The 23,549-nt window shown below is 65.6% G+C and carries 23 protein-coding genes and 1 tRNA gene; 7 read left to right on the top strand and 17 right to left on the bottom strand.

Annotated elements, in window-relative coordinates; translation table 11 throughout:
• Window positions 1-5 precede the first annotated feature (5 nt).
• The 3 genes from ACT2BZ_RS07765 to ACT2BZ_RS07775 are packed head-to-tail and all read right to left on the bottom strand — an operon-like array spanning window position 6 to window position 2,789.
• On the bottom strand, window positions 6-923 hold the full coding sequence (locus tag ACT2BZ_RS07765; protein WP_457940302.1) for an SDR family oxidoreductase: 918 nt from the start codon (window positions 921-923) through the stop codon (window positions 6-8).
• Complete coding sequence (gene queG, locus ACT2BZ_RS07770) at window positions 920-2,116, bottom strand: tRNA epoxyqueuosine(34) reductase QueG (RefSeq protein WP_457940304.1); 1,197 nt, start codon at window positions 2,114-2,116, stop codon at window positions 920-922. The genes ACT2BZ_RS07765 and queG overlap by 4 nt, the downstream gene beginning before the upstream one ends.
• A complete protein-coding gene (locus ACT2BZ_RS07775) occupies window positions 2,097-2,789 on the bottom strand; it encodes a glutathione S-transferase family protein (protein ID WP_457940306.1) in 693 nt (230 codons plus the stop codon). Before ACT2BZ_RS07775 ends, queG begins: the two co-directional genes overlap by 20 nt.
• 154 nt (window positions 2,790-2,943) lie before the next feature.
• Between ACT2BZ_RS07775 and ACT2BZ_RS07780 the strand changes: the two genes are divergently transcribed.
• Complete coding sequence (locus ACT2BZ_RS07780) at window positions 2,944-3,750, top strand: undecaprenyl-diphosphate phosphatase (RefSeq protein ID WP_457940308.1); 807 nt, start codon at window positions 2,944-2,946, stop codon at window positions 3,748-3,750.
• 7 nt (window positions 3,751-3,757) lie between these two features.
• Here the strand turns inward: ACT2BZ_RS07780 and ACT2BZ_RS07785 are convergent, their stop codons facing one another.
• The 7 genes from ACT2BZ_RS07785 to ACT2BZ_RS07815 all read right to left on the bottom strand — a co-directional run bounded on the left by ACT2BZ_RS07785 (window position 3,758) and on the right by ACT2BZ_RS07815 (window position 9,978).
• Window positions 3,758-4,525 carry a sulfite exporter TauE/SafE family protein gene (locus ACT2BZ_RS07785; RefSeq protein WP_457940309.1) on the bottom strand — a complete coding sequence of 256 codons (768 nt, stop codon included), beginning with the start codon at window positions 4,523-4,525 and terminating at the stop codon, window positions 3,758-3,760.
• Window positions 4,526-4,544: 19 nt separating this feature from the next.
• Window positions 4,545-5,519: a complex I NDUFA9 subunit family protein gene (locus tag ACT2BZ_RS07790; RefSeq protein ID WP_457940310.1), complete on the bottom strand. Its 975-nt coding sequence runs from the start codon at window positions 5,517-5,519 to the stop codon at window positions 4,545-4,547.
• 124 nt (window positions 5,520-5,643) lie between these two features.
• A complete protein-coding gene (locus ACT2BZ_RS07795; protein WP_457940311.1) occupies window positions 5,644-6,651 on the bottom strand; it encodes an Ldh family oxidoreductase in 1,008 nt (335 codons plus the stop codon).
• A 3-nt stretch (window positions 6,652-6,654) separates the two neighbouring features.
• Window positions 6,655-7,470 carry an ABC transporter permease gene (locus tag ACT2BZ_RS07800; RefSeq protein WP_457940312.1) on the bottom strand — a complete coding sequence of 272 codons (816 nt, stop codon included), beginning with the start codon at window positions 7,468-7,470 and terminating at the stop codon, window positions 6,655-6,657.
• Complete coding sequence (locus tag ACT2BZ_RS07805) at window positions 7,467-8,198, bottom strand: ABC transporter permease (RefSeq protein ID WP_457941249.1); 732 nt, start codon at window positions 8,196-8,198, stop codon at window positions 7,467-7,469. The genes ACT2BZ_RS07800 and ACT2BZ_RS07805 overlap by 4 nt, the downstream gene beginning before the upstream one ends.
• Window positions 8,199-8,341: 143 nt before the next feature.
• Entirely contained in the window at window positions 8,342-9,121 is a 780-nt protein-coding gene (locus tag ACT2BZ_RS07810) for a transporter substrate-binding domain-containing protein (RefSeq protein ID WP_457940313.1), read from the bottom strand.
• Window positions 9,122-9,162: 41 nt separating this feature from the next.
• Entirely contained in the window at window positions 9,163-9,978 is an 816-nt protein-coding gene (locus ACT2BZ_RS07815; protein WP_457940314.1) for an ABC transporter ATP-binding protein, read from the bottom strand.
• A gap of 229 nt (window positions 9,979-10,207) precedes the next feature.
• On the opposite strand from ACT2BZ_RS07815, the gene ACT2BZ_RS07820 reads away from it, so the two are divergent.
• Genes ACT2BZ_RS07820 through ACT2BZ_RS07830 form a run of 3 tightly spaced genes read left to right on the top strand, consistent with a single transcriptional unit; the run spans window position 10,208 to window position 13,393 of the window.
• On the top strand, window positions 10,208-11,062 hold the full coding sequence (locus ACT2BZ_RS07820; protein WP_457940315.1) for a dimethylarginine dimethylaminohydrolase family protein: 855 nt from the start codon (window positions 10,208-10,210) through the stop codon (window positions 11,060-11,062).
• 1 nt (window position 11,063) lies between these two features.
• Window positions 11,064-12,653 carry a 5-guanidino-2-oxopentanoate decarboxylase gene (locus ACT2BZ_RS07825; RefSeq protein ID WP_457940316.1) on the top strand — a complete coding sequence of 530 codons (1,590 nt, stop codon included), beginning with the start codon at window positions 11,064-11,066 and terminating at the stop codon, window positions 12,651-12,653.
• A gap of 32 nt (window positions 12,654-12,685) precedes the next feature.
• Window positions 12,686-13,393, top strand: a complete 708-nt coding sequence (locus ACT2BZ_RS07830; RefSeq protein ID WP_457940317.1) for an SDR family NAD(P)-dependent oxidoreductase — start codon at window positions 12,686-12,688, stop codon at window positions 13,391-13,393.
• A gap of 26 nt (window positions 13,394-13,419) precedes the next feature.
• Here ACT2BZ_RS07830 and ACT2BZ_RS07835 read toward each other — a convergent pair whose 3' ends face one another.
• Window positions 13,420-15,063 carry an MFS transporter gene (locus ACT2BZ_RS07835; protein ID WP_457940318.1) on the bottom strand — a complete coding sequence of 548 codons (1,644 nt, stop codon included), beginning with the start codon at window positions 15,061-15,063 and terminating at the stop codon, window positions 13,420-13,422.
• A 327-nt stretch (window positions 15,064-15,390) separates the two neighbouring features.
• Here ACT2BZ_RS07835 and ACT2BZ_RS07840 point away from each other — a divergent pair, with 327 nt between their 5' ends.
• The gene (locus tag ACT2BZ_RS07840; RefSeq protein ID WP_457940319.1) at window positions 15,391-15,711 is read left to right on the top strand and encodes a hypothetical protein; all 321 of its coding nucleotides are present in this window, start codon (window positions 15,391-15,393) and stop codon (window positions 15,709-15,711) included.
• A gap of 119 nt (window positions 15,712-15,830) precedes the next feature.
• Here the strand turns inward: ACT2BZ_RS07840 and rpsA are convergent, their stop codons facing one another.
• From rpsA to aroA, 3 genes are all read right to left on the bottom strand, one after another.
• Entirely contained in the window at window positions 15,831-17,531 is a 1,701-nt protein-coding gene (gene rpsA, locus ACT2BZ_RS07845; protein ID WP_457940320.1) for a 30S ribosomal protein S1, read from the bottom strand.
• A 201-nt stretch (window positions 17,532-17,732) separates the two neighbouring features.
• A complete protein-coding gene (gene cmk, locus ACT2BZ_RS07850; protein ID WP_457940321.1) occupies window positions 17,733-18,380 on the bottom strand; it encodes a (d)CMP kinase in 648 nt (215 codons plus the stop codon).
• Window positions 18,377-19,732, bottom strand: coding sequence for a 3-phosphoshikimate 1-carboxyvinyltransferase (gene aroA, locus ACT2BZ_RS07855; protein ID WP_457940322.1), 1,356 nt, complete (start codon window positions 19,730-19,732; stop codon window positions 18,377-18,379). The genes cmk and aroA overlap by 4 nt, the downstream gene beginning before the upstream one ends.
• A 212-nt stretch (window positions 19,733-19,944) precedes the next feature.
• Here aroA and ACT2BZ_RS07860 point away from each other — a divergent pair, with 212 nt between their 5' ends.
• Together ACT2BZ_RS07860 and ACT2BZ_RS07865 are read left to right on the top strand one after the other, a co-directional pair.
• Window positions 19,945-20,334 carry a TIGR02300 family protein gene (locus ACT2BZ_RS07860; RefSeq protein ID WP_457941250.1) on the top strand — a complete coding sequence of 130 codons (390 nt, stop codon included), beginning with the start codon at window positions 19,945-19,947 and terminating at the stop codon, window positions 20,332-20,334.
• Between the two features lie 178 nt (window positions 20,335-20,512).
• Window positions 20,513-20,588, top strand: a tRNA-Ala gene (locus ACT2BZ_RS07865).
• Window positions 20,589-20,882: 294 nt separating this feature from the next.
• Here the strand turns inward: ACT2BZ_RS07865 and ACT2BZ_RS07870 are convergent.
• From ACT2BZ_RS07870 to ACT2BZ_RS07880, 3 genes are read right to left on the bottom strand one after another with little or no spacing between them, the layout of a single operon-like run.
• Entirely contained in the window at window positions 20,883-22,586 is a 1,704-nt protein-coding gene (locus ACT2BZ_RS07870; RefSeq protein ID WP_457940323.1) for a recombinase family protein, read from the bottom strand.
• Window positions 22,583-23,083 carry a DUF2924 domain-containing protein gene (locus tag ACT2BZ_RS07875; RefSeq protein WP_457940325.1) on the bottom strand — a complete coding sequence of 167 codons (501 nt, stop codon included), beginning with the start codon at window positions 23,081-23,083 and terminating at the stop codon, window positions 22,583-22,585. Before ACT2BZ_RS07875 ends, ACT2BZ_RS07870 begins: the two co-directional genes overlap by 4 nt.
• Window positions 23,084-23,088: 5 nt before the next feature.
• Complete coding sequence (locus tag ACT2BZ_RS07880; RefSeq protein WP_457940326.1) at window positions 23,089-23,448, bottom strand: DUF3489 domain-containing protein; 360 nt, start codon at window positions 23,446-23,448, stop codon at window positions 23,089-23,091.
• Window positions 23,449-23,549 lie beyond the last annotated feature (101 nt).

Consider the following 23,549-nt stretch of genomic DNA (forward strand, 5'->3'; position numbering starts at 1 on the left):
TTCGATCACGAGCGCTTCATCGCGCTGCGCGCATCGCTGTCGCCGCCGCCCCGCCAAGTGCCGTCAGCCCACATGGCGGCGAAGGAGGCGCGATAGTCCGGGTAGAGGAAACGGTAGCCGGACTGCTTGAGCCTGGCGTTCGAAACGCGCTTGTTCTCGCCGTAGAAGGAGCGCGCCATCGGCGACAGTTCGGCACTCTCGAAGGCGATTTCCGGCGGCGGCTCGACGCCCATCAGGCCCGCCGCATAGGCGACGACGTCCTGCGGCGGCGCCGGCAGGTCGTCGGTGACGTTGAAGATGCCGCCCTGGTTGCGTTCCGCCAGATGCCAGAGCGCGCCGGCGATGTCGGCGGCGTGGATGCGGTTGAACACCTGGCCGGGCTTGACCAGGCGCTTGGCGGTGCCTTTCTCGAGGTTGACGAAGGCGTTGCGGCCCGGGCCGTAAATGCCCGACAGGCGGAGCACCGCGACCGGCAGGCCGGTCTCCTCGCCGAGGGCCAGCCATTCGGACTCGGCGGCGACCCGCATCACCGAACGGCGCGACACCGGCCGGCATTCGCTCTCCTCGTCGACCCAGCCGCCGGCATGGTCGCCATAGACGCCGACGGTCGACAGGTAGCCGATCCAGGCGAGCTTCGGCATGGCGGCGGTGATGGCATCGCGCGCGGCGTTGAGGACCGGGTCGCCGGCCTCGCCGGGCGCGATGGAAACGATCAGGTGCGTGGTGCCGGCAAGCTGCGCCGCGACGTCGCCGGTGAGCGCCTCGCCGTCGAAGGCGAGAGGGGCGACGCCCGCTGCGCGGAGTTGGTCGAACTTTTCCGCCGTGCGCGACGTGCCGGCGATGCCGACGGCCGGATCGCAGCGCGCCGCGGCGAAGGCCTTGCCGGAATAGCCGGCGCCGAAGATGAAGGCTTTTTCGATCATGCGTTTCCTGCGGTTTGCGCGCCGCGCGCGCGGTGGGCGAGCCCTTCCTGGACGCCGGCCCATTCGGCGAGCACGGTTTCGTCGGCTTCGCCGGGTCGGTGCTTGAGAGCGAGGGTGGCAAATTCCGTGGCCGCAACCAGCCGCGACAGCGCCCAGACCGCCGCGCCGCGCACCAGCGGCGAGGCATCGGAAAGCAGCGTGCGGCAGGCCGGAACGAGGGTGAGGTCGGCCGAATTGCCGGTGGCGACGAGCACGTTGCGCAGGAAGCGGTCGCGGCCGATGCGCTTGACCGGCGAACCGGAGAACAGGCTCCTGAAAGCGGCATCGTCGAGCGCCAGCAGGTCGGCCAGCGCCGGCTCGCGCAGGTCCTCGCGCGCCGACAGCTTCGCCTCGGAGGCCTGGGTGGCGAACTTGTTCCACGGGCAGACGGCCAGGCAGTCGTCGCAGCCATAGATGCGGTTGCCGATGGCCTGCCGGAATTCGGCCGGGATCGGGCCCTTGTTCTCGATGGTGAGGTAGGAGATGCAGCGCCGCGCATCGAGCCGGTAGGGGGCAGGGAAGGCGTCGGTCGGGCAGACGTCGAGGCAGGCGCGGCAGGAGCCGCAATGGTCTTCCTCGGCAGCATCGGCGGGGATTTCGGCGGTGGTGAAGATCGATCCCAGGAACAGCCAGGAGCCGTGTTCGCGGCTGACCAGATTGCTGTGCTTGCCCTGCCAGCCGATGCCGGCGGCTTCTGCCAGCGGCTTTTCCATCACCGGGGCGGTGTCGACGAAGACCTTCACGTCGCCGCCGGCGCGCGCCACCAGGCGGCCGGCCATTTCCTTCAGGCGGCCCTTCATCACGTCGTGATAGTCGCGGTTCTGCGCGTAGACCGAGATGGCGCCGCGGTCCGGCCGGGCGAGAATGTCGCGCGGGTCGCGGTCGGGCCCGTAATTCATGGCGACGACGATGATCGAGCGCACTTCGGGCCACAGCGTCTTCGGATCGGCACGGCGCTCGAGCGTTTCGGCGATCCAGTCCATCGAGCCGTGGAAGCCTTCGGCGACGAATTGCCGAAGCCGGGAGGGCGCAAGCGGGATGGCGTCCGGGCTGGTCACGGCGACGGCGTCGAAGCCCGCCCGTTCAGCCTCGCGGGCGATCAGCTGCCGCAGGGTTTCGCCCCTTGCAGGGCGCTCAGAAGTCGAGGTCCGCATAGTGAGCAGCCGGCGACAGCCCGCGCACCCTGTCCGAGAGCAGCGGCCGGAAGGACGGGCGCGACTTCATCCGCGTGTACCAGTCGCGTGCCGCATTGTGGCCGCTCCAGTCGATCTCGCCCAGATAGTCGAGGATCGACAGCGTCGCCGCCGCCGCGAGGTCGGCATAGGTGATGCGCGGCCCGGCGAGCCAGGGCCGCGTGCCGGCCAGCCAGTTGGTGTATTTCATGTGCTGGCGGATGTTGGCGCGCGCCGCGCGGATGGCCGAGGAATCGGGCGAGCCGCCGCCGAGCGCTTCGGGCATCAGCGGCTTCAGCACGCGCTCGCGCACCAGGTGACGCGTCACCTCGCTCTCGGTCTTGACCAGGTACCAGTCGGCCAGGCGGCGGATTTCGGCGCGGTCCATCGGGTCCTCGGCGAGCAGCCGGCGATCGCGCTTCAGCGCGCCGCGCGTCTCGTCGAGATATTCGGCAATCACATGCGCGCCGATGATCGGCACGTCGCCCTCGGCGAGCAGCACCGGCAGCGTGCCAGCGGCATTCAGCGCCAGAAATTCCTTGCGCCGCGTCCAGGGCTTTTCCTCGATCAGCGCCAGTTCCTCGCCATACTCGCCGAAGGCCAGGCGGACGAAGCGACAGGTAGCAAACATCTGGTGATGGAAAAGAGTGAGCATGATCCTGCGATAAACTGAAAATGCGGCTGGTCTCGGGCCGGCCCCGCCGCTAGAAGTTGGGCGCCCCGATTCAGGGGTCGCCACGGCGCACGAGCTATAGGGTGAGTTCCGCGCCGTGACAAGCAGATGCGGCCTGTCGATTCGCGGAGCTATCATGGAACATCAGACCATCGTGGAAGCCCTTCTGCTCGGGCTGCTGGAAGGATTGACGGAGTTCATTCCCGTCTCCTCGACCGGCCATATACTGCTTGCCGGCCACTTTCTCGGCTTCAAGTCGACCGGCAAGGCCTTCGAGATCCTGATCCAGCTTGGCGCGATTCTCGCCATCCTGACGGTCTATTTCGGCCGCCTGTGGAAGATGCTGATCGACTTCCCGTCCGATCCGCGCACCCGGCGCTTCGTGCTCGGCATCCTGATCGCCTTCCTGCCGGCCGCCTTTTTCGGCGTGCTCGGGCATGATTTCATCAAGACCGTGCTGTTCGAGACGCCGAAGCTGATCTGCATCATGCTGATTCTCGGCGGCTTCATCCTGCTCTGGGTCGACCGGCTGGACCTCAGCCCCCGCTATCACGACGTGATGGACTATCCGCTGTCGCTCTGCCTGAAGATCGGCCTGTTCCAGTGCCTGGCGCTGATCCCGGGAACCTCGCGCTCGGGCGCCACGATCGTCGGCTCGCTCCTGATGGGCACCGACAAGCGCTCCGCGGCCGAGTTCTCCTTCTTCCTCGCCATGCCGACCATGGCCGGCGCCTTTGCCTACGATCTTTTCAAGAACCGCGACGTGCTGTCGGCGGCCGACCTGCCGATCATCGGCGTCGGCTTCGTCGCCGCCTTCTTCATGGCGGTCATCGTCGTGCGCTACCTGCTCGACTACGTGTCGCGCCACGGCTTTGCGCTGTTTGCCTGGTGGCGGCTGCTGGTCGGCTTCGTCGGCCTCGCTGCGCTCTTCATCTGGGGCTGAGCGGACCCTACAGGAGGCCGGAAATGCCGCGTCGGAGCAGATCGAGCGCCAGCACGGTAAGGCCGATCCTGAACCATCTGCGAAACGCTTCTTCGGGCAGCCGCTCCAGCAGCCGGGTGCCGTAGATCGTGCCGAGATAGCCTGAAAGCACCATGGCGACGATGAGCGGCAGCCAGGTGTGGAAGGCGAAGCCAGCCACGCCGAAGACGACGATCTTCAGGAAGTGCTGGGCCGTCATGGCGACGGCATGCGTGGCCACCAGCGCCTTGCGGTCGTCCTGGAAGAAGTTGGCGAAGATTGCCGACACCAGCGGCCCGGTGGCGCCGACAAACATTGTGGCGACCGCGAGCACGATGCTGGCCAAGCCTAGCCCAAGCATCGACAGCCGCTCGATGCCGGGGATTTTCGCCCAGGTAAGCAGCAGGACGAAGGCACCGAGGATGAGCTTCAAAAGCGAATCCGGCAGCTGCACGACGAGGAATGCCCCGCCGATGGCTCCGACCACGCTGCCGGCTACGAAGGGCGCGGCGATGTCCATGCGCACGAAAGCGCGCTGATGCCAGGCGCGGCCTGTATTGGAGCCGAGCTGCACGGCGCCGTGCACGGGGATGAGGGACGCGACGGGCACGAAGAGGCCCATCAGGGTGAGCATGGCGATGCCGCCGCCGACGCCAAAGGCGGCCGTCAGGGCCGAGGTGAAGAAGCTGGCGACGGTCAGCAGGCCGGCAACCCAGGGCGCGAGCCCTTCGGGAAGCAAAGCGGCGATCAGCTCCACGTGGGCAAGGGCCCCTGCGTCAGGCCTCGCTTCGATGCGTGAACTGGCCGGCGACGCGGTAACGCCACAGGTAGGAGGGCAGGATCGCCGCCGTCGATTGCGGCGAGATGCCGATGCCGGCGAGCGTCCGGCCCTCGGCTTCGGCCTCGGTCGAAACCACGTTGGGGCTCTTCAGCAGCGTCACCTGATCGGTGGTCAGCAGCGGCTTGGGCAGCAGGCCGAGGATGCGTCCCTGCAGATAGGCGAGCCACCACGGCACGGAGACCAGCATGCGCTTGCGGTCGATGATCTCGAGCATCTGCTGCATTGCCTGGCGGAACGTCATCACATTGGGGCCGCCGAGTTCGTAGACCTGGCCGCCCTTGACCAGCCCATCCACCGACCGGGCGACGGCTTCGGCGACGTCGCCGACGAACACCGGCTGCAGCCGCGTGGTGCCGCCGCCGATCAGCGGCAGTGCCGGCGAGAACCGCGCCATGTTGGCGAAGCGGTTGAAGAACTGGTCCTCGGGACCGAACACGATCGAGGGACGGAAGATGACGGCGTCCTTGACGGTTTCGGTGACCGCCTTCTCGCCAAGCGCCTTGGTCCGGCCATAGACCGATTCCGATCCGGCATCGGCGCCGATGGCAGAGACGTGCGTGAGCTTCGCCCCGGCGGCCTGCGCCACCTCGGCCACCACGCGGGCGCCTTCGTCCTGAACCGACGAAAATGACTGCGAACCCGATTCGAACAGGATGCCGACGAGGTTGACGACATGGTCGGCGCCGTGCACGGCGCGCTCGACCGACCAGCGCACGCGCAGATTGGCCTGCACCGCCTGGATCTGGCCGACATTGCCGAGCGGCTGCAGGTGGCCGGCCAGTTCGGGCCTGCGCGTCGCGACGCGGATGCGGTAGCCCCGCTTGGCCAGCGCCCGGACGACATGGCGGCCGAGGAAGCCTGATCCACCAAACACGGTGACGAGCTTCGGGGTTTGCAGGATCTCGGTCATGACGGGCTCCGGTGGCGTCTTGAGGCGCGGCTTTCAGCGCTTCTTAGTCGTTTTTGAGGGGAAGGCAAAGGCCATCATGCATGGCGCGACAGCGTGTCGTCGTGGGCATCTGCGGCCCGGGCGCCTAGGTCCGGCCGGCCGCTTCGGCGATGCGATCATGCACGGCGCGCTCGACCGCGAGGCCCGACGCTGCGGCCCGCTCGCGCATCGAAGCCTTGCCCTGACCCGGAACATAGACGCCGTAGTCCGTCTGCAGCCGCTCCACCTGGTCGCGCATGCGGCTCTCGAAGCCGGGGTCGAACAGTTTCGGGTCGAGCGCGAGCACGAAGAGCCCGGTGCCGGGGTTCTGCGAGCCGGACGCGAAGCTCGGCGCGTCGAGCGACCAGTTGGCGCCCGAGATGCCGGCGGCCAGCACCTCGACCATCAGCGCGATATTGGCGCCGCGCTCGCCGCCGAAGGCGAGCAGCGCGCCCTTCATGGCTTCGGCAGGATCGGTCGTTACATATCCCTCGGCATCCACCGCCCAGCCCTCGGGGATCTCATGGCCTTCGCGCGCCGCCTTGCGGATCGAGGCGAAGGCGGTTGCGCTCGACGACTGGTCGATGACGAGCGGCGGGCCGTCGGCGACGGGTGCCGCGAAGGCAAGCGGGTTGGTGCAGTAGACGGGTTTCGTCGAGCCTGAGCCGGCGAGCAGCGCCGGCCCGTTGGTGGCGGCGATCGAAACCAGTCCGGCCTTGGCGAGGCGGGCGGCGAAATAGCCCAGCGCACCGCTGGTATAGGCGTTCTTCTGCGCGAAGACCGCAACCCCGAACAGCCGGGCCGCCTTGGCGAAATCGTCGAAGCTGCGATCGAAGGCGGTGTAGGCCGAACCCGCCATGGCGTCGGCCAGATAGAGGGCCAGCGCCGGCCGCGTTACCACCGGTTCGGCGGCGCCGTCGAGCCGCCCTGAGCGCAGAGCGTCCAGGTAGGAGACGAAATGCGAAAGCCCCATCAGGGAATGGCCCTCGGCCTCGGCGGCGACCGCTGCGCTCGCAAGGCCGCGCGCGGTCTCCTCGCTTGCGCCTGAAGCCATTGCCGCCTCTTCGCAGAGCGCCTGCGCCTCGTCGATGCCGATGTAGACCATATCGGCCATGGCTCAGGCGATCCTCACCGGAATGCGCGCCTCGAGCTTCTTGAACGCGAGAACGATGATGCCGGTGATGATCAGGTAGATCAGCGCCAGCAGCAGCAGTGGCTCGTAGACGATGAACGTGTCCTGCCTGACGCGCGAGGCGACGGCGTAGATGTCGACGACGGTGATGGTCGCGACCAGCGGCGTTGCCTTCAGCTGCAGCACGGTCTCGCCGGCAAGTGTCGGCATGGCGCGGTAGAAGGCCTGAGGCAGCCAGATGCGGCGAAAAACCTTCCAGCGGCTCATGCCGTAGGCGCGGGCGGCCTCCAGCTGGCCGCGCGGCACGCCGGCAAAGGCGCCGCGCATCACCTCGCCCTCATAGGCGGCGTAGGAGATGGTCAGCGACAGCACGGCATAGGGCCATGCCTGCCTGAGATAGGGCCAGAGTTCGGACTGGCGGATCCAGGGAAATTGCGGGAACAGCGAGCCCAGGCCGTAATAGAGCAGCCAGAGCTGCAGCAGCAGCGGCGTGCCGCGAATGACGGTGCAGAAGGCCTGAGCCGGGATGGCCAGCCAGGCGGGTCCGGCGGCCTGCGCAAGCCCGAGCGGCACCGCGAGCAGGAAGCCCAGGATCACGGTGACCACCAGGATCCATAGGGTGCGCCAGATCCCTTGCAGCGCGAGGTCGTAATATTGCGGGATCCAGTCCCAGCGCATGAACATGGCCGCGGCGACAAACAGCGCCAGCGCCACCACAATGAGGACGATTCGGTGCGGCTGCAGCCAGAGCGAGGCGCGGGCCGAGGCGTCGACGATGCCGGCGGTGGGCTGCGCGCTCATTGTGCGCCTCCCGCGACGGAGGGCATGCCGCGCCGCGACCAGCGCTCGATGCGGCCGATGATGACGTTGGAGACCAGCGTAAGCGCCAAATAGAGCGCGCCGGCGGCCATGAAGAAGGTGAAGTACGCCTTGGTCTGGCCCGCCGCAGTGCGTGTTTCCTGGGTGAGCTCGCTGAAGCCGACGATCGCCAGCAGCGCGGTGTCCTTGGTGGCGATCAGCCAGAGATTGGCGAGGCCCGGAATGGCGAAGGGCAGCATTGCGGGCAGTGTGATGCGGCGCAGCATCATGCCGGGCGACATGCCGTAGGCGCGCGCTGCCTCGATCTGGCCCGCCGGCACGGACAGGATGGCGCCGCGGATGACCTCGGTGGCGTAGGCACCCTGCACGAAGGCGAGCACCCAGATGCCGGCGACGAGACCGTTGACGTCGATGCGGGCATAGCCCATCGCCTCGAGCACGCGGTTGATGAGGTCAGTGCCGGCGAAATAGAGCAGCAGGATCAGCACCAGCTCGGGTACGGCGCGCACGATGGTGGTGTAGACCTCGAGCAGGTCGCGCACCACCGGCCCGCCATAGAGCTTGCCATAGGCGCCGCCAGTACCGATCAGCAGGCCGAAGCCAAAGGCGCCGACCGCGATCTGCACGGAGTTGAACAGGCCGCGCAGCAGGTTGCCGCCCCAGCCGGGCGGGCTCAGCGCCAGCAGGTCGAAAATGCTCGCCTGCGACAGCGGAAGAAGCAGCGCTTCGATCGGCCCGGTTCCACTCTATGCCGGGCGGGCGCCCCTTTCCGGGGTCTGGTCCCGCCGTCCCCTCTGATGCTGGCCGCGCCCGATGGTGGTCAGGCGCGGCCGTGAGTCATGATGGCAGCCGATCAGCCGCCGTAGATGTCGAAATCGAAGTACTTCTTGGTGATCTCGTCGTACTTGCCGTTCTCGCGGATCGCCTTGATCGCGGCGTTGATCTTTTCCTTCAGCTCGGTGTCTTCCTTGCGCACGCCGGCGCCGACACCCGGTCCGAGAATCTCGAGGTCTTCGGCGACATGGCCCTTGAGGTCACAGCATTCCTTGCCCTGGTCGGTCTTCAGGAAGGCGCCGAGCGCGATCGAATCGGCCTGTGTGGCGTCGATGCGTCCGGCGGCGAGGTCCTGGTTGGCCTCGTCCTGCGTCTGGTATTCCTTGATCTCCGCGGCGTCGGCGAAATGCTTCTTGGCATAGGCCGAGTGCGTGGTGGAGACCTGCACGCCGAGGATCTTGCCCTTCAGGTCCTCGGGCGTGGCGCCAAAGGTTTCGCCCTTGGGGCCGACGATTGCGGTTGGCGTGTTGTAGTACTTGTCGGAGAAGGCGATGGTCTTCTCGCGCTCGGCGGTGATCGACATGGAGTTCATGATCGCGTCGATCTTCTTGGTGGTGAGCCCCGGGATCAGGCCGTCCCACGGGATCGGCGTCATGACGCAGTCGAACTTGGCCTCCTCGCAGATCGCGTTGACGATATCGACTTCCCAGCCGGTCCAGTTGCCCGAGGCGTCGGCCGAGTAGAAGGGCGGGTAGGCTTCCGGCGAGAAGCCGACCTTGACCTCCTCTGCATTGGCGAAGGCGATGCCGGAGGCGCTGAAGATGAGCGCTGCGGCGGCGGCTTTCAGGATATTCTGCATTGTATGACTCCCATTCTTGCAGGTGTTCTGACTGGTTGTTGCTAGTGGATGTTGCTGATGAACTGCTTCAGCCGGTCCGATTTGGGCGCGCCGAAGATCTGTTCGGGCGGGCCCTCCTCCTCGACGAGGCCGTTGTAGAGGTAGACCACATGCGTCGCGACCTCGCGGGCGAACTTCATCTCGTGCGTGACGAGGATCATGGTGCGACCTTCCTCGGCGAGGTCGCCGATGACCTTGAGAACCTCGCCGACGAGTTCCGGGTCGAGCGCCGAGGTCGGTTCGTCGAACAGCATGACGCGCGGCTGGATGGCGAGCGCCCGGGCGATGGCGCCGCGCTGCTGCTGGCCGCCGGACATGAAGGCCGGGTAGACGTCGCGCTTGTCCGCCAGGCCGACGCGGTCGAGCAACGCCCCGGCGGTGGCGACCGCCGCGTCGCGCTTGATGCCGAGCACGTGGACGGGAACCTCGATGACGTTCTCGAGCAGCGTCATGTGGCTCCACAGGTTGAAGTTCTGGAACACCATGCCGAGCTTGGAGCGGATGCGTTCGATCTGGCGGCGGTCGGCGGGCACGGTGTGGCCGTGGCTGTCGGCCTTGAGCTTGATTTCCTCGCCATTGACCCGGATGATGCCGCTGGTCGGGTTCTCGAGGCAGTTGATGCAGCGCAGCAGCGTCGACTTGCCCGAGCCGCTGCCGCCGATGATCGCCACCACGTCGCCGTCGCGTGCCGACAGCGAGACGCCCTTCAGCACGTGCAATTGCCCGAATTTCTTGTGCAGGTCTTCGATGTGGATGGCTTCGGCGGCGCCGTTCTGCGTCTCTGCGGTCGCAAGCGAAGTGGAAGCGGAGTCGCTCACGCCGACTGTTCCGCGCACCCGAAGGGCATTTTCAGCACTCGTCTACCCATAAACCCGTCACAACAATCATGTCCCTGATGCAGGATGGACCCGCCGCCTTGCCTCCGTCAACCCGGCATTGCTGGCCCTTGCGGCAGCCAGGATGCCTGTCTATTGACGGCCAGCAGCAAGCCCTTCCGGAGTATGTGAGATGAATGTTCAACCGCAGAGACTGTTTGGATCGCAATCCATGGCAGCGCCCCTGAAGCGCGTCCTGATGCGGTCGGCGGAAAGCGCCATGCGCCGCGCGCAGCCTGCGGAGTGGCACTACGGTCCGGGCTTCGATCCCGAGCGGGCGGCATTGCAGCACGCCATCTTCTCCGGCCTCGTGGAAGCCTCCGGCGCCCGCATCGACTGGCTGACCGAGGAGGATGACGGGCTGGCCGATTCCGTCTTCACGCACGACCCGTCGTTGATGACCGACCATGGCGCCGTCATCCTGTCGATGGGCAAGCCGCTGCGCAAGGCCGAGCCGGGCCTGCACGAGGCGGCCTATGGACGGATGGGCATTCCGGTGCTCGGCCGCATCGAGGCGCCGGGTACCGTCGAGGGCGGCGACTGCGTATGGCTCGACGCGATGACACTGGTCATCGGGCGCGGCGTCCGCACCAACCAGGAAGGCATCCGCCAGATGGCCGAGCTCCTGGCGCCGAACGGCATCGAGGTGCTGGGTTTCGACCTGCCGCTCTGGCAGGGCGAGGAAGCCTGCCTGCACCTGATGTCGGTCATCAGCCCGCTCGCCGACGATCTGTCGCTGGTCTATTCGCCGCTTCTGCCCGCCGCCTTCTACCAGCTGCTCAAGGCGCGCGGCATCCGGCTTGTCGAGGGCGATGCGGAGGAGTTCGCCGCGAGCAACGGGCTTAGCCTCAACGTGCTGCCGACCGCCCCGCGCGAGGTCATCGCGGTTGCCGGCTTCCCGAAGACGCTGGCCGCGGTGGAGGCCGCCGGCTGCACGGTCGTCACCTTCGAGGCCGATGCCCTCTGCATCGCGTGCGAGGGCGGGCCGACCTGCCTGACGCGCCCGGTCCTGCGCGGGCACGCCTGAGATGGCAACGGTCGGCGAAGCCCTCATCAGCCTGCTCGAGCAGCATGGTGTCGACACCGTGTTCGGCATTCCGGGAGTCCATACGGTCGAGCTCTATCGCGGCCTGGCAGGCTCGAAGATCCGCCACATCACGCCGCGCCACGAGCAGGGCGCGGGCTTCATGGCCGACGGCTACGCCCGCGTCACGGGTCGTCCGGGCGTCGCTTTCGTCATCACCGGGCCGGGCCTGACCAACACCATCACCGCGATGGGGCAGGCGCGCGCGGATTCGATCCCCATGCTGGTCATTTCCGGCGTCAACGCCACCGCCACGCTCGGCAAGGGGCTCGGCCACCTGCACGAGCTGCCCGACCAGCACGGCATGATGGAGAAGGTGGCGCTGTTTTCGCAGCGCATCACCGAGGCGGCAGAACTGCCGGGGGCGCTCGACCGCGCCTTCCAACTCTTCGCACGATCCCGGCCGGGACCAGTGCATATCGAGATCCCGATCGACGTCATGGGCCTGCCCGCGGATGCGATGGGCGCCGAGGCGCATGACTATGCGACCCTGTCGCCCGGCCCGGCGTCGATCGCCCGCGCAGCAACGCTGATCGCCGCGGCGACACGGCCGCTGATCGTCGTCGGCGGCGGTGCCAAGCGCAGCGAGCCTGCACTGAAGAGGCTCGCCGAACGGCTCGATGCCCCGGTGGTGATGACCACCAATGCGCGAGGCCTGCTGTTCGGCCACGCGCTCGGCGTCCCGGCGAGCCCGAGCCTGAAGCCCGTGGCCGCGCTGATGGCGGAGGCCGATCTGGTGATCGCCGCCGGCACCGAGTTCGGGCCCACCGACTATGACATGTATGGCGAGGACCGTTTCGTCGTGCCGCCCAATCTGGTGCGCATCGACATCGACATCGACCAGCTGTCGCGCTGGCCGGCGTCCGTCGCGATCGAGGCCGACTGCACGCTGGCGCTGGAAGCGCTGTGTGCCGCGCTCGACGGCGAGACTGTTCCCACGCGCGCCGACGGCGACGGCGCGGCGCGCGCGAAAGCCGCGCGGGATGCTGCCTATGAGGAAATCGGACCGGTACTGAGGTCGCAGGTCGCGGCCGTCGAGGCGATCCGCGATGCGCTCCCGGGCGCCATCATCGTCGGCGACTCCACCCAGCCGGTTTATGCGGCCAATCTCTATTACGACCACGACCGGCCGGGCGGCTGGTTCAACGCCGCGACCGGCTACGGCGCGCTTGGCTACGGACCGCCGGCCGCGATCGGCGCCTCGCTGGCGGCGCCGGGTGCGCCGGTCGTCTGCCTGACGGGCGACGGCGGCTTCCAGTTCACGCTGCCCGAGCTCGCCGTGGCGGTCGACGCCGGGACGCCGGTGATCTTCGTCGTCTGGAACAATTCCGGCTACCGCGAGATCGAGACGTCGATGCGCGCCGTCGGCGTCGAGCCGGTCGGCGTGTCGCCGGCCCCGCCGGACTTCTGCAAGCTCTCCGACGCCTACGGCATCGCGGCCGAAAGGCTGACCGCAATCGCCGGGCTGCCGGACGCCCTGCGGCGTGGACAGGCGACGGCAAAGCCCTATCTCATCGAGATAATCGTCGAATAGACGAGCCGGCAATACCGGCTCCCGGAGGCTTCATGGCTGGCATGTTTGAGGGAAGGCAGATCGTGGTGACCGGCGGCACCGGCGCGCTGGGCGGGGCGGTGCTGAAGCGGCTGCTCGACGGCGGCGCGACCTGCCACGTGCCGACCAGCCATGGCAGCGCGCCGGACGACTTCGCTTTCAGCGGCCATTCCGGGGTAAGGCTCGCGCCGGATGTCGACCTGACCGACGCGTCGGCGGTTGATGCGTTCTATGCCGCCGTTCCCGACCTCTTCGCCTCGATCCATCTTGCCGGCGGCTATGCCGGCTCGCCGATCGGCGACACCTCGGCGGACGACTTCTCCCGCATGATGGACATGAACGCGCGCACCGCCTTCCTGTGCTGCCGCGCCGCCGTCCGCGCGATGCGTGCCTCAGCGACCGCCGGGCGCATCGTCAATACGGTCGCGCGTCCCGCACTCGAGCCGCGCAACGGATCCGGCAAGATCGCCTATGCCGCCAGCAAGGCCGCCGTCGCCGCGATCACCGTGGCGCTGGCCGAAGAGGTCAAGGGCGACGGCATACTGGTCAACGCCGTGGCGCCTGCAACGCTCGATACGCCGGCCAACCGCAGCGCCATGCCCAAGGCCGATTTCTCGAAATGGGTTCCGCTGGACGACGCGGCGCAAGCGGTCTGTCATCTTGCCTCGGCGGAAAACCGCGTGGCGAGCGGCGCGCTGGTGCCGATCTTCGGCAGGGGCTAGTCCGCGAGGCGTTGGCAGCGCGCCGGTCAGTGCAGGTCGAGCATGCCCTTCAACTGCCCATGCGAGGCCGTCCAGTCGGTCGGCCGCTCGATCATGCGGTGCACGCGCGGCGGCTCGGTTCCGCTGTGCAACTGCCTGATCTTCTGGCCGACTTCCGCGTCGGCCTGGGTGATGCGGGAATTGTGGCGGACATATTCGATCCAGGTCGGCGCGTGGTAGCTCTCGATCCAGAGCTCCGGATTCTCGACGTCGCGCAGCAGCGTCCAGTTGCGCGCACCGTCGCGCCGGCGCACCCGCCGCCGCTCGGCCATGGTGTCAAGAAAGGCGTGCAGGTTCTCCTCGCGGATGATGTATTCGATCATCACCACGATCGGGCCGCTGCGCGGCTTGATGTCGAGCGCCAGATGCGGCTCGCGGAAACGGTTCAGCGGGTCGAGGTTGAGCGCCGTCTGGTCGGGCAGCCGGAACCAGAGACCGATGAGCGCGCCGACGAGCATCAGCGCCGCGGAGGAAATCAAAGCGACGTCGGGACCCTGCGCCTCCGCGATGACGCCCCAGATCCAGCTGCCCAGCGCCATGCCGCCGAAGGTTGCCATCTGGTAGAGCGACAGGGCCCGGCCGACGACCCAGCGTGGCGTGGACAGCTGCACCGTCATGTTGAAGAGCGACAGCGTCATCACCCAACTGGCGCCGCCGATGAGCAGTCCCGCGCAGGTCAGCACGGCATTGCTGCTCAGGGCAGAGACGGTGGCGGACACGGCGAAGGCGACGAAACCCAGGCGCACGATCCATTCGTTGGAAAGCATGGCGCGCAGCCGGCCGACCAGCAATGCGCCGCCGATCGCGCCGACACCATAGGCGCCGAGCAGTACGCCGTAGAGCAGCGGTCCGCCCTGGATAAGGTCGCGTGCCACCAGCGGCAGCAGCGCCAGCGTCGAGATGGCGCTCAGGCCGAAGGCGAAGCCGCGCAGCAACACCTTCTCGATGTTGGGTGACATGGCGACGTAGCGCAGCCCGGCCGAGATGGCGAGGCCGATGGATTCGCGCGGCAGCGCATTTGCCGGCAGCGCGGGTTTCCAGCGGTAGAGAACGACGATCAGTGCCGCATAGCTGACCGCGTTGGCCGCAAACGCGGCAGCCGCGCCCGCCGCCGCGACGATGGCGCCGCCGATCGCCGGGCCGACGCTGCGCGTCAGGTTGAAGCTCATCGAGTTCAGCGCCACGGCGGCGGGAAGATGGTCGCGCGGCACCATGTCTCCGACGGCCGCCTGCCATGACGGGTTGTTGAGCGCCGTGCCGCAGCCGATCAGGAAGGTGAAGCCGAGCAGCAGCCACGGCGTCATCACGCCGGCATGGGCGGTGACGGCGAGCGCGACCGAGACGCCGAGCATGAAGACCTGCGCCACCAGCATGACCGAGCGGCGGTTGTAGTTGTCGGCGATGGCGCCCGAGACGAGCGAGAACAGCATGATGGGCAGCGCCGTCGACGCCTGCACCAATGCGACGAGATCTGCCGAGGTTGAGATCGACGTCATCATCCAGGCAGCACCGACACCCTGGATCAGCGCGCCGAGGTTCGAGGCGAGGCTGGCAAACCAGACTTTTCGGAAGATGTCGTGTTCGAACGGAGCCATGGCCGCGGCCCGCCCGAGTGCGGGTTGATCTACCATGCGCGGTCGTTGCTGGGGCTCATTGGATTCTCGCGATGCGTAGCCGGCAATCTGGGTCAGCGGCCAGACAACGGCAAGGGTGATGCCCTGGCAAGCCGCCGGTTCCGGTCCGCCGATCGCGCCAGCGGCAGCGAATTTCCCTGGCCACACGGCGAGCCTGCCGCCGCATGCTGCGGAAAAAATCGTTTCAGGACAACCGGTTGGCGTGCCGCGGAGCCCGTCGGACGGGAATGGCGAAAAATTTTCATGAACCATCTGCGAGGGCGGCACGACTGAGGATCAGGAACCGAGGTTCCACCCGAAGAAACCAGCCAAGGATTACCGAGAATGAACAGTTCCACCTTTCGCAAGATCGTCCAGGCCGCTGCCATTGTCGGCATTGCCACCGTCTCGATGTCGGCCACCGCGACCCCGTCGCTGGCCTATTCCTGCAAGGCCTACCCCGAGCAGGCCGACGCCTACCTGAAGACCAAGTTCGCGGCCCGCGCCAAGGCGATCAAGAACTGGTCCTACAAGACGAAGAACCAGTACGGCCTGGCATGGTCGGTCTGGGATATCGCCAAGGACAAGTCCGTCGAGTGCAAGAAGGTCAGCGGCAAGTGGTCGTGCAAGGCCAAGGCCAAGCCCTGTCTCTACGTCGTTCCGTGACCTGACGCGGCCGCACGCCTAACGCATGCACCGCACCGAATGCAGAAAGGCCCGCCGGATTGCTCCGGCGGGCCTTTCGCTGTCCGTTGACTGTCGCCGCCTGGGGCGGCGTCAGGCGACTAGTTTTCGCCCTGCTTCTTCAGGGCAGCGCCCAGAATGTCGCCGAGCGATGCGCCGGAGTCGGTCGAACCGTACTGCGAGATCGCCTGCTTCTCTTCGGCGATCTCGAGGGCCTTGATCGACACCGTGATCTTGCGCGTCTTCTTGTCGAAGGCGATGACACGGGCATCGACCTTCTGGCCGACCGAGAAACGCTCGGGGCGCTGCTCGTCGCGATCGCGCGACAGGTCGTTACGCTTGATGAAGGTATCGATGTCGTGGTCGACGAGCTTGACTTCCAGCCCGCCGTCCTTGACGCCGGTGACCTCACAGGTGACGACGGCATTCTTGCGCAGTTCGCCGGACGTGGCGGCTTCGCCGATCGCGTCCTTGCCGAGCTGCTTGATGCCGAGCGAGATGCGCTCCTTCTCGACGTCGATGTCGAGAACCTGCGCCTTCACCATGTCGCCGCGGTTGTACTCCTCGATGGCCTGCTCGCCCGGACGGTTCCAGTCGAGATCGGAGAGGTGCACCATGCCGTCGACGTCGCCCTCGAGGCCGATGAACAGGCCGAACTCGGTCTTGTTCTTGACTTCGCCCTCGACGACCGAACCGGTCGGGTGGTTGTGCAGGAAGGACTCCCACGGATTCTCGAGCGTCTGCTTGAGGCCGAGGGAGATGCGGCGCTTGGCCGGATCGACCTCGAGCACCACGACCTCGACTTCCTGCGTCGTCGACAGGATCTTGCCGGGATGCACGTTCTTCTTGGTCCACGACATTTCCGAAACGTGGATGAGACCCTCGATGCCCGGCTCCAGCTCGACGAACGCGCCGTAGTCGGTGATGTTGGTCACCGTGCCGGTGATCTTCTTGCCGATCGGGAACTTGGCGCCGATGTCGCTCCACGGATCCGCCTCGAGCTGCTTCATGCCGAGCGAGATGCGGTGGGTTTCCTGGTTGATGCGGATGATCTGCACCTTGACCGTCTGACCGATGTTGAGGATTTCGGTCGGATGGTTGACGCGGCGCCATGCCATGTCGGTGACATGCAGCAGGCCGTCGATGCCGCCGAGGTCGACGAACGCACCGTAGTCGGTGATGTTCTTGACGACGCCTTCGACCACCTGGCCCTCTTCGAGGTTCTGGACGATCTCCGAACGCTGCTCCGCGCGGCTCTCCTCGAGCACGGTGCGGCGCGACACGACGATGTTGCCGCGGCGGCGATCCATCTTGAGGATCTCGAACGGCTGCGGGTTGTGCATCAGCGGCGTGACGTCGCGGATCGGACGGATGTCGACCTGCGAGCGCGGCAGGAAGGCCACGGCGCCGTCGAGATCGACCGTGAAGCCGCCCTTGACCTGGTTGAAGATGACGCCTTCGACGCGTTCACCCTTCGAGAATTTCTCTTCGAGCTTGACCCAGCTTTCCTCGCGGCGCGCCTTGTCGCGCGACAGCATGGCTTCGCCCAGCGCGTTTTCGATGCGCTCGACATAGACCTCGACGATATCGCCGACCTTGAGGGTGGAGTCCTTGCCCTTGACGCCGAATTCCTTCAGCGGCACGCGGCCTTCGACCTTGAGGCCGACATCGATGATGGCCATGTCTTTTTCGATGGCCGTGATGATGCCCTTGACGACCTGGCCTTCACCGGAATGTCCGTCAGAAAAGGACTCTTCGAGAAGCGCCGAAAAATCGTCGCGGGTTGGGTTGGATTCAGACATTGTATCTCCTGCAGAGGTCCGCATCTTCGATGCCGGACCGGCGCCGTGGGTTAGTGTTGCGTTTGCCTGTCAGTGTCTCGGGCCAATGGCCCTGCGCCGCTTTCGCGGCGGCTCCGGCGCAGGAAGACTCTGGCAGGCGGGTTTCCGGAGGCTCCGGGACGGTTTGATCGGCGCCACAGCGGCAATCGCGGGTCCAGAGCTTCAGGCAGTGCTTCTCTTGGCCATGACCACGTCTATGATCGATTTGGCCGCGAGAAACGCGGCTTCTATAGACATTTCCGACGTATCGAGCAAGTGCGCGTCTGCTGCCGGCCTGAGCGGCGAGTCGGCGCGATCCGTGTCGCGCGCGTCGCGCAGCACGATATCCGCCAGAATTTCGGCGAGCTCGGCATGGCCGCCGCGCGATTCGATGTCGCGCAGCCGCCGCCCGGCGCGCACTTCCGCGCTTGCCGTCACATAGAGCTTTACGTCGGCGTTCGGGCAGACGACGGTGCCGATGTCGCGGCCGTCGAGCACGGCGCCGCCGGGCTGCGCGGCAAAGGCGCGCTGCTTGTCGACGAGGATCTTGCGCACCTGCGGGAAGACGGCAACGCGCGAGGCGGCATCGGCTACCGCGTGGGCAGACAGCGTGTGCTTGTCGAGGTTGGAGAGATCGACCTGGCGGGCCGCGGTCTCGGCGGCCGATTCATTGTCGAGCGGCAGGCCGTGCGTCAGGAGCGCATGCCCGACCGCGCGATAGGTCAGCCCGGTGTCGAGCAGGCGCAGGTGATAATAGTCGGCAAGCCGCCGCGCCAGCGTGCCCTTTCCCGAGGCGGCGGGGCCGTCGATAGCGATGGTGAAGGAATTCACGCAGCCGCCTGGGCGGTTTCGATCTCGGCGCCCAGTCCCGTCATCAGCCCCATGAATTCCGGAAAGCTGGTGGCGATCATGGCGGCATCGTCGATTGTCACCGGCTTTTCGGTGGCGAGCCCGAGCACCAGGAACGCCATGGCGATGCGGTGGTCGAGATGCGTCTTGACGGTGCCGCCGCCAAACCCCTTGCCGCCAGGCCGGCCGCTCACGGCGAGCGTTGTCTCTGCCTCGGTGCAGTCGATGCCGTTGGCTTCGAGGCCGCGCGCCACGGCGGCGAGACGGTCGCTTTCCTTGACCCGCAGTTCCTCCAGCCCCTGCATCAGCGTCTCACCCTCGGCGAAGGCGGCCGCGACCGCAAGCACCGGGTATTCGTCGATCATCGACGGCGCGCGCTCGGCCGGCACGGTGACGCCCTTGAGCTCGGAACCGCGCACGCGCAGGTCCGCGACGTCCTCGCCGCCCGCATTGCGCGGGTTGAGGATCTCGATGTTTCCGCCCATTTCCTGCAGCGTCAGCAGCAGGCCGGTGCGCGTCGGGTTCATCAGTACGTTCTCGATAACAATGTCGGAGCCCGGCACTATGAGGGCCGCGACCAGCGGGAAGCCGGCGGACGAGGGGTCGCCCGGCACCGCGATTGTCTGGCCGGTAAGCTTGCCCTGGCCCTCGATGAAGATGTGGCGCACGCCCTGCTCGTCGGTCTCGACGGTGAGATTGGCGCCAAAACCCTGCAGCATCCTCTCGGTATGGTCGCGCGTCATCACCGGTTCGATGACCTCGGTGATGCCGGGCACGTTGAGGCCGGCGAGCAGCACCGCCGACTTTACCTGCGCGGAGGCCATAGGCACACGGTAGCTGATGGGTGCTGCCACTTTCGGACCGCGCAGCGTGATCGGCATGCGGTCGCCGGGCGAAGCCTTCAGCACCTGGACGCCCATCTGGCGCAGCGGGTCGAGGACCCGACCCATCGGCCGGCCGCTGAGCGAGGCGTCGCCGATGAAGGTGGTTTCCATGTCGTAGGTGCCCGCCAGACCCATGGTCAGGCGTGATCCGGTGCCCGCATTGCCGAAATCGAGCGGCGCTTCCGGCTGCAACAGGCAGCCATTGCCGGTGCCCTGGATGATCCATTCGTCGCCGTCCTTCCGGATCCTGGCGCCAAAAGCCTTCATCGCCTCGCCGGTACGCATCACGTCCTCGCCCTCGAGCAGGCCGGTGATGCGCGTCTCGCCCGCTGCCAGGCCGCCGAACATGAAGGAGCGATGCGATATGGACTTGTCGCCCGGCACGCGCGCCGTGCCCTGGAGCGAGGAGGATCGCCGGGCGGTGGCCGGCCGTGGAAGCGCTTGGTGCATCGTGATTTATCCCGTGGCGGGAGGCCCTTGCGAGGAAGAACGCTCCCGGTCGTTTCGGCGGTCTCCTAACATGCCCCGCCGCGATGGTCATCTGTTTCGGTCAGGCCTTTCCAAACAACAAGTCCACGCCGCGAATATTAAGTGACTTTTGACTTTGACAGAGCCGCTGCTAGTGGCTATGGGGACCGACCTTTCAGGAACGAGGCTTGGCAGTGGCGAAACCCGAACTTGGCACAAAGCGTGTCGACCCGGAGACGGGTCAGAAATTCTATGACCTGAACAAGGACCCGATCGTGTCTCCCTACACGGGCAAGACCTATCCGCGGTCCTATTTCGAGTCCGGCAGCGAAAAGGCGATCGAGGAAGAGGTCGAGGAGAAGGAAGAGGTCGAGACCGAGGACGATGCACCCGAGGTCATTTCTCTCGAGGAGGCCGACGAGGACAGCAAGAGTTCCGACGACGCCCCCGAAATCGAGGACGAGGAAGACGTCGACCTCGGCGATGACGACGACGACGACACCTTCCTGGCCGACGACGACGAGGAAGACGACGACGACGTTGCCGACATCATCGGTGTCGGCGAGGACGACGACGAGAGCTGAGTCGTCGGCGCGCGCCGTCACGGCGCGGCGTGCCACCCGGGCGGCTTGAAAATAAGCCGGCCCGGAACACTTGATCTTGCCGCGCGGCGGCGCTAGAAGCCGCCAGCACCAGAGGCGAGGACCGGATGTCCCCGCCTAGCGACTTCGCCGGAAACGGCGCGCCGGCGAAAGCCGGCATGGGGCCATAGCTCAGCTGGGAGAGCGCCTGCATGGCATGCAGGAGGTCAGCGGTTCGATCCCGCTTGGCTCCACCATCCAGTCTTCTCCATTTCGGTGGATATTGAAGACTCAGAAATTACTCCGACATTTCAGCGGCTTAGCGCAGTAGAGACGGCATTGCGTGGGCAAGAAACTGCGTTTTCGCTGCAAACCCAGCACTTCCTGGCTGCCGGTCTCTCAGGCCCCATTTTCGTGACCACTTAGATTCGAGTTTGGTGCTCGGAGCATCACGATGATGCTGCCGTGATGCGCTCAAGTTGCGCGCGCGCTTCAAGACTGTTTGGGCGGGCGCGGGTCGATCGGGACTGGAAGTTTATGCCGTGCCGATTTCAGAACCGGAGCGCGGCTTCCTGATCGTGCCAGGCAAGCGGCAAATCAATGAGGCGGGCTAGTCGTCTTGATGTGAGGTCGACTGGTTGGCGTCCGATGAGGATCGCCTCGACGATTTTCGGTGAGAGGAAGGCAAGTGGCATGACGCGACTAATGTCGGCGCGATGCACGCCGCATTGTTTCGCAAGGTCTGCAATGCTTTGCACCGTGCCGTCTGTAAGCCTTGCCAGATAGAAGTGCGCTCTTGCGATGGTATCTACCAGAGTTGCATCTGGCAGTCTGGCCTGGACGTGATTGGCGATGATCGCACGGGTCTCTACGCCACGTCGCTTGATTGTGATTGGCAGCTCGATTGTGAACAAGGTCGATCCCGTGTCCGACTCGGCTTCGATGTCAGCATCTTGCGTCGGCTTGATCTCGACGCCGAGTTGCTCAAGCAGGGTCTGTCGATTGATTTGGAAGCTGATTCTGCTGGGGCTCAGTGTGATCCTGGGGAAGACCGACCGAAGGATTGCTCTTTGATCGTCAGCGTTCAGTTCAAACGCTTTGGCTTTTTCGAGGACCGCCATAACGCTGTTGCCGGAGGCGGTGCAATGCTGGACCCAATCGGCAAGCCGGGTTTGATTGGCGAGAAGGTCCTGGAATTGATGCCTGACGAGGCCTTCCAGTTCGCTCGCGGGAATCCTCCATCCGCCATCGCCCTTTGATTGTGAGCTCTTCAGTCTGGACGAGATGTAGTAGCGATATCTCTTCCCATGATTCCTTGCATGAGTTGGGCTGAGACGATCCCCCGTTTCGTCGAACACAATTCCGTTGAGAAGATGGAAATCAGTGATATTCGGCGATGAGCCTTTGCGTCGCTGCGATTGTCCTTTGAGAAGCGTCTGAACTTCCGCGAATTGGTCAGCGTCGATTATCGCCGGATGCTCGCCATCAAAATGCTGGTCGTGATGCTTGACCCTTCCGACATAGATCTGATTCGAGAGCAGGTAGTAGAGTTTCCCCCGGCTCCACCTTGCTGGTTTTGAACGGGGTTCGTCTCCCGGATCTGAATGGCGGTCGTCATCAAGCTTCTTGTTGAACTCCTCCGCCAGGGCAAGCACTGACTTGAGCTCGAGATAACGGCGAAACAGATAGCGGACGGTTTCCGCATCTTTCGCATCGACCACAAGTTTTCGATCTTTTACCGCATATCCGAGTGGGACCCGTCCTCCCATGTACATGCCCTTCTTGCGGGATGCGGCAATCTTGTCGCGGATACGCTCCGCCGTGACCTCACGTTCGAACTGGGCGAAGGACAAGAGGACATTGAGTGTCAATCGTCCCATGGAGCTTGTCGTGTTGAAGGACTGCGTAACCGAGACGAAGGAAACCCCGCTTGCGTCAAAGATCTCGACGATCCTGGAAAAGTCCATCAGCGATCGGGTTAGCCTGTCTATCTTGTAGACGACGACAACATCGATCCGGCGTTCACGAATGTCCTGAAGCAGGCGCTGTAGGGCAGGCCGCTCCATAGTGCCGCCAGAGATGCCGCCATCATTGTAAAGTGAAGGGATCAGTTTCCATCCCAGGCCAGCCTGGGAGGCAACATAGGCGGCACATGCCTCTCTTTGTGCATCGAGGGAGTTGAACTCCTGGTCGAGACCTTCTTCCGACGACTTTCGGGTATAGATCGCGCAGCGAAGCTTGGCTGGCCCGCTCATAGTCCAAAGAACCTTGGCCCGGACCAGTGGGCATCGGTGATCTTGCGGGCAATCGCGGAAAGGGAGCGGTAACTTTTGCCCTCGAAGAGGAAGCCACCCTGGACCACATCGACGACGTTGGTGCGGCCGTTCCATTCCCGGATGAGTCTGGCGCCAGTCTGAAGGTCCGTGCGCTTGATTGGTACTTGGTTAGAAGCCCTCTCGTCCGAAGCAGGCAGACCTTCGTCAACACTGGCAGCAGTTTCGCAAGGTGGTGGCGGCGCCAGCCTTGATGCCACATCCGCAACTGCTGCTTTGAGCGCCTTTCTGGCTTCTGCGGGCAAGCCGCCGAACCGCTTGGATTGCAGCTCCGAGGCAACGGCGTATCTCAGCAGGTCACGTCGTACCCCAAGAGGCGGTGGATATCGATAGATTCTTGTCCAATGCGCGACCAACTCGTCGCGATCAAGGCCGCCGACACCGGAAATCGCGAAGTCGGTCTGATCCGTCGCAGACATGCCGATCACTCCCCTACTGCGGGTTTTGCAATCCGATAGCGCCGTGTACCATCCTTGCCGACTTCGCTATCGACCGTATGGCCGAGTTTCTTCTTGACGGTGCCTGAGAGAAATCCCCGAACCGAGTGCGCCTGCCAGCCGGTTGCCTCCACCAGCATCTGAATGCTGGCGCCTTTCGGCGATCCGAGCTTCCTCAGAATAACATCCGCCTTACTCGGTCCTGGCCGAGCCTGCTTCATCTTGCCTGATCGGGGTGCGGATTTTGATGATCTGGCGAGGCGGCGACTTGGGACCGGGTCGTTAGTGGGCCTACCGCTCCGGCCAGAAGCCGTCGCCGAATCGTTGTGTTCAGCAATCTGCGTCATGTTGATCTCCATCAGTCAGGGCCGGCCAATCTGGCGCCTGTACCGACGGAAGCCCGCGATCAGGCGGGCGAGCTATGAGATGGGATGGTTCGTCCAGCCTC

Source organism: Mesorhizobium sp. 10J20-29 (assembly GCF_054130485.1).

Bases quoted from the DNA above. Each gene is read 5' to 3' on its own strand.
- ACT2BZ_RS07765 (WP_457940302.1), bottom strand. From the start codon at position 923: ATGATCGAAAAAGCCTTCATCTTCGGCGCCGGCTATTCCGGCAAGGCC.
- queG (WP_457940304.1), bottom strand. From the start codon at position 2,116: ATGCGGACCTCGACTTCTGAGCGCCCTGCAAGGGGCGAAACCCTGCGG.
- ACT2BZ_RS07775 (WP_457940306.1), bottom strand. From the start codon at position 2,789: ATGCTCACTCTTTTCCATCACCAGATGTTTGCTACCTGTCGCTTCGTC.
- ACT2BZ_RS07780 (WP_457940308.1), top strand. From the start codon at position 2,944: ATGGAACATCAGACCATCGTGGAAGCCCTTCTGCTCGGGCTGCTGGAA.
- ACT2BZ_RS07790 (WP_457940310.1), bottom strand. From the start codon at position 5,519: ATGACCGAGATCCTGCAAACCCCGAAGCTCGTCACCGTGTTTGGTGGA.
- ACT2BZ_RS07795 (WP_457940311.1), bottom strand. From the start codon at position 6,651: ATGGCCGATATGGTCTACATCGGCATCGACGAGGCGCAGGCGCTCTGC.
- ACT2BZ_RS07800 (WP_457940312.1), bottom strand. From the start codon at position 7,470: ATGAGCGCGCAGCCCACCGCCGGCATCGTCGACGCCTCGGCCCGCGCC.
- ACT2BZ_RS07810 (WP_457940313.1), bottom strand. From the start codon at position 9,121: ATGCAGAATATCCTGAAAGCCGCCGCCGCAGCGCTCATCTTCAGCGCC.
- ACT2BZ_RS07820 (WP_457940315.1), top strand. From the start codon at position 10,208: ATGGCAGCGCCCCTGAAGCGCGTCCTGATGCGGTCGGCGGAAAGCGCC.
- ACT2BZ_RS07825 (WP_457940316.1), top strand. From the start codon at position 11,064: ATGGCAACGGTCGGCGAAGCCCTCATCAGCCTGCTCGAGCAGCATGGT.
- ACT2BZ_RS07830 (WP_457940317.1), top strand. From the start codon at position 12,686: ATGGCTGGCATGTTTGAGGGAAGGCAGATCGTGGTGACCGGCGGCACC.
- ACT2BZ_RS07835 (WP_457940318.1), bottom strand. From the start codon at position 15,063: ATGGTAGATCAACCCGCACTCGGGCGGGCCGCGGCCATGGCTCCGTTC.
- ACT2BZ_RS07840 (WP_457940319.1), top strand. From the start codon at position 15,391: ATGAACAGTTCCACCTTTCGCAAGATCGTCCAGGCCGCTGCCATTGTC.
- rpsA (WP_457940320.1), bottom strand. From the start codon at position 17,531: ATGTCTGAATCCAACCCAACCCGCGACGATTTTTCGGCGCTTCTCGAA.
- aroA (WP_457940322.1), bottom strand. From the start codon at position 19,732: ATGCACCAAGCGCTTCCACGGCCGGCCACCGCCCGGCGATCCTCCTCG.
- ACT2BZ_RS07870 (WP_457940323.1), bottom strand. From the start codon at position 22,586: ATGAGCGGGCCAGCCAAGCTTCGCTGCGCGATCTATACCCGAAAGTCG.
- ACT2BZ_RS07875 (WP_457940325.1), bottom strand. From the start codon at position 23,083: ATGTCTGCGACGGATCAGACCGACTTCGCGATTTCCGGTGTCGGCGGC.
- ACT2BZ_RS07880 (WP_457940326.1), bottom strand. From the start codon at position 23,448: ATGACGCAGATTGCTGAACACAACGATTCGGCGACGGCTTCTGGCCGG.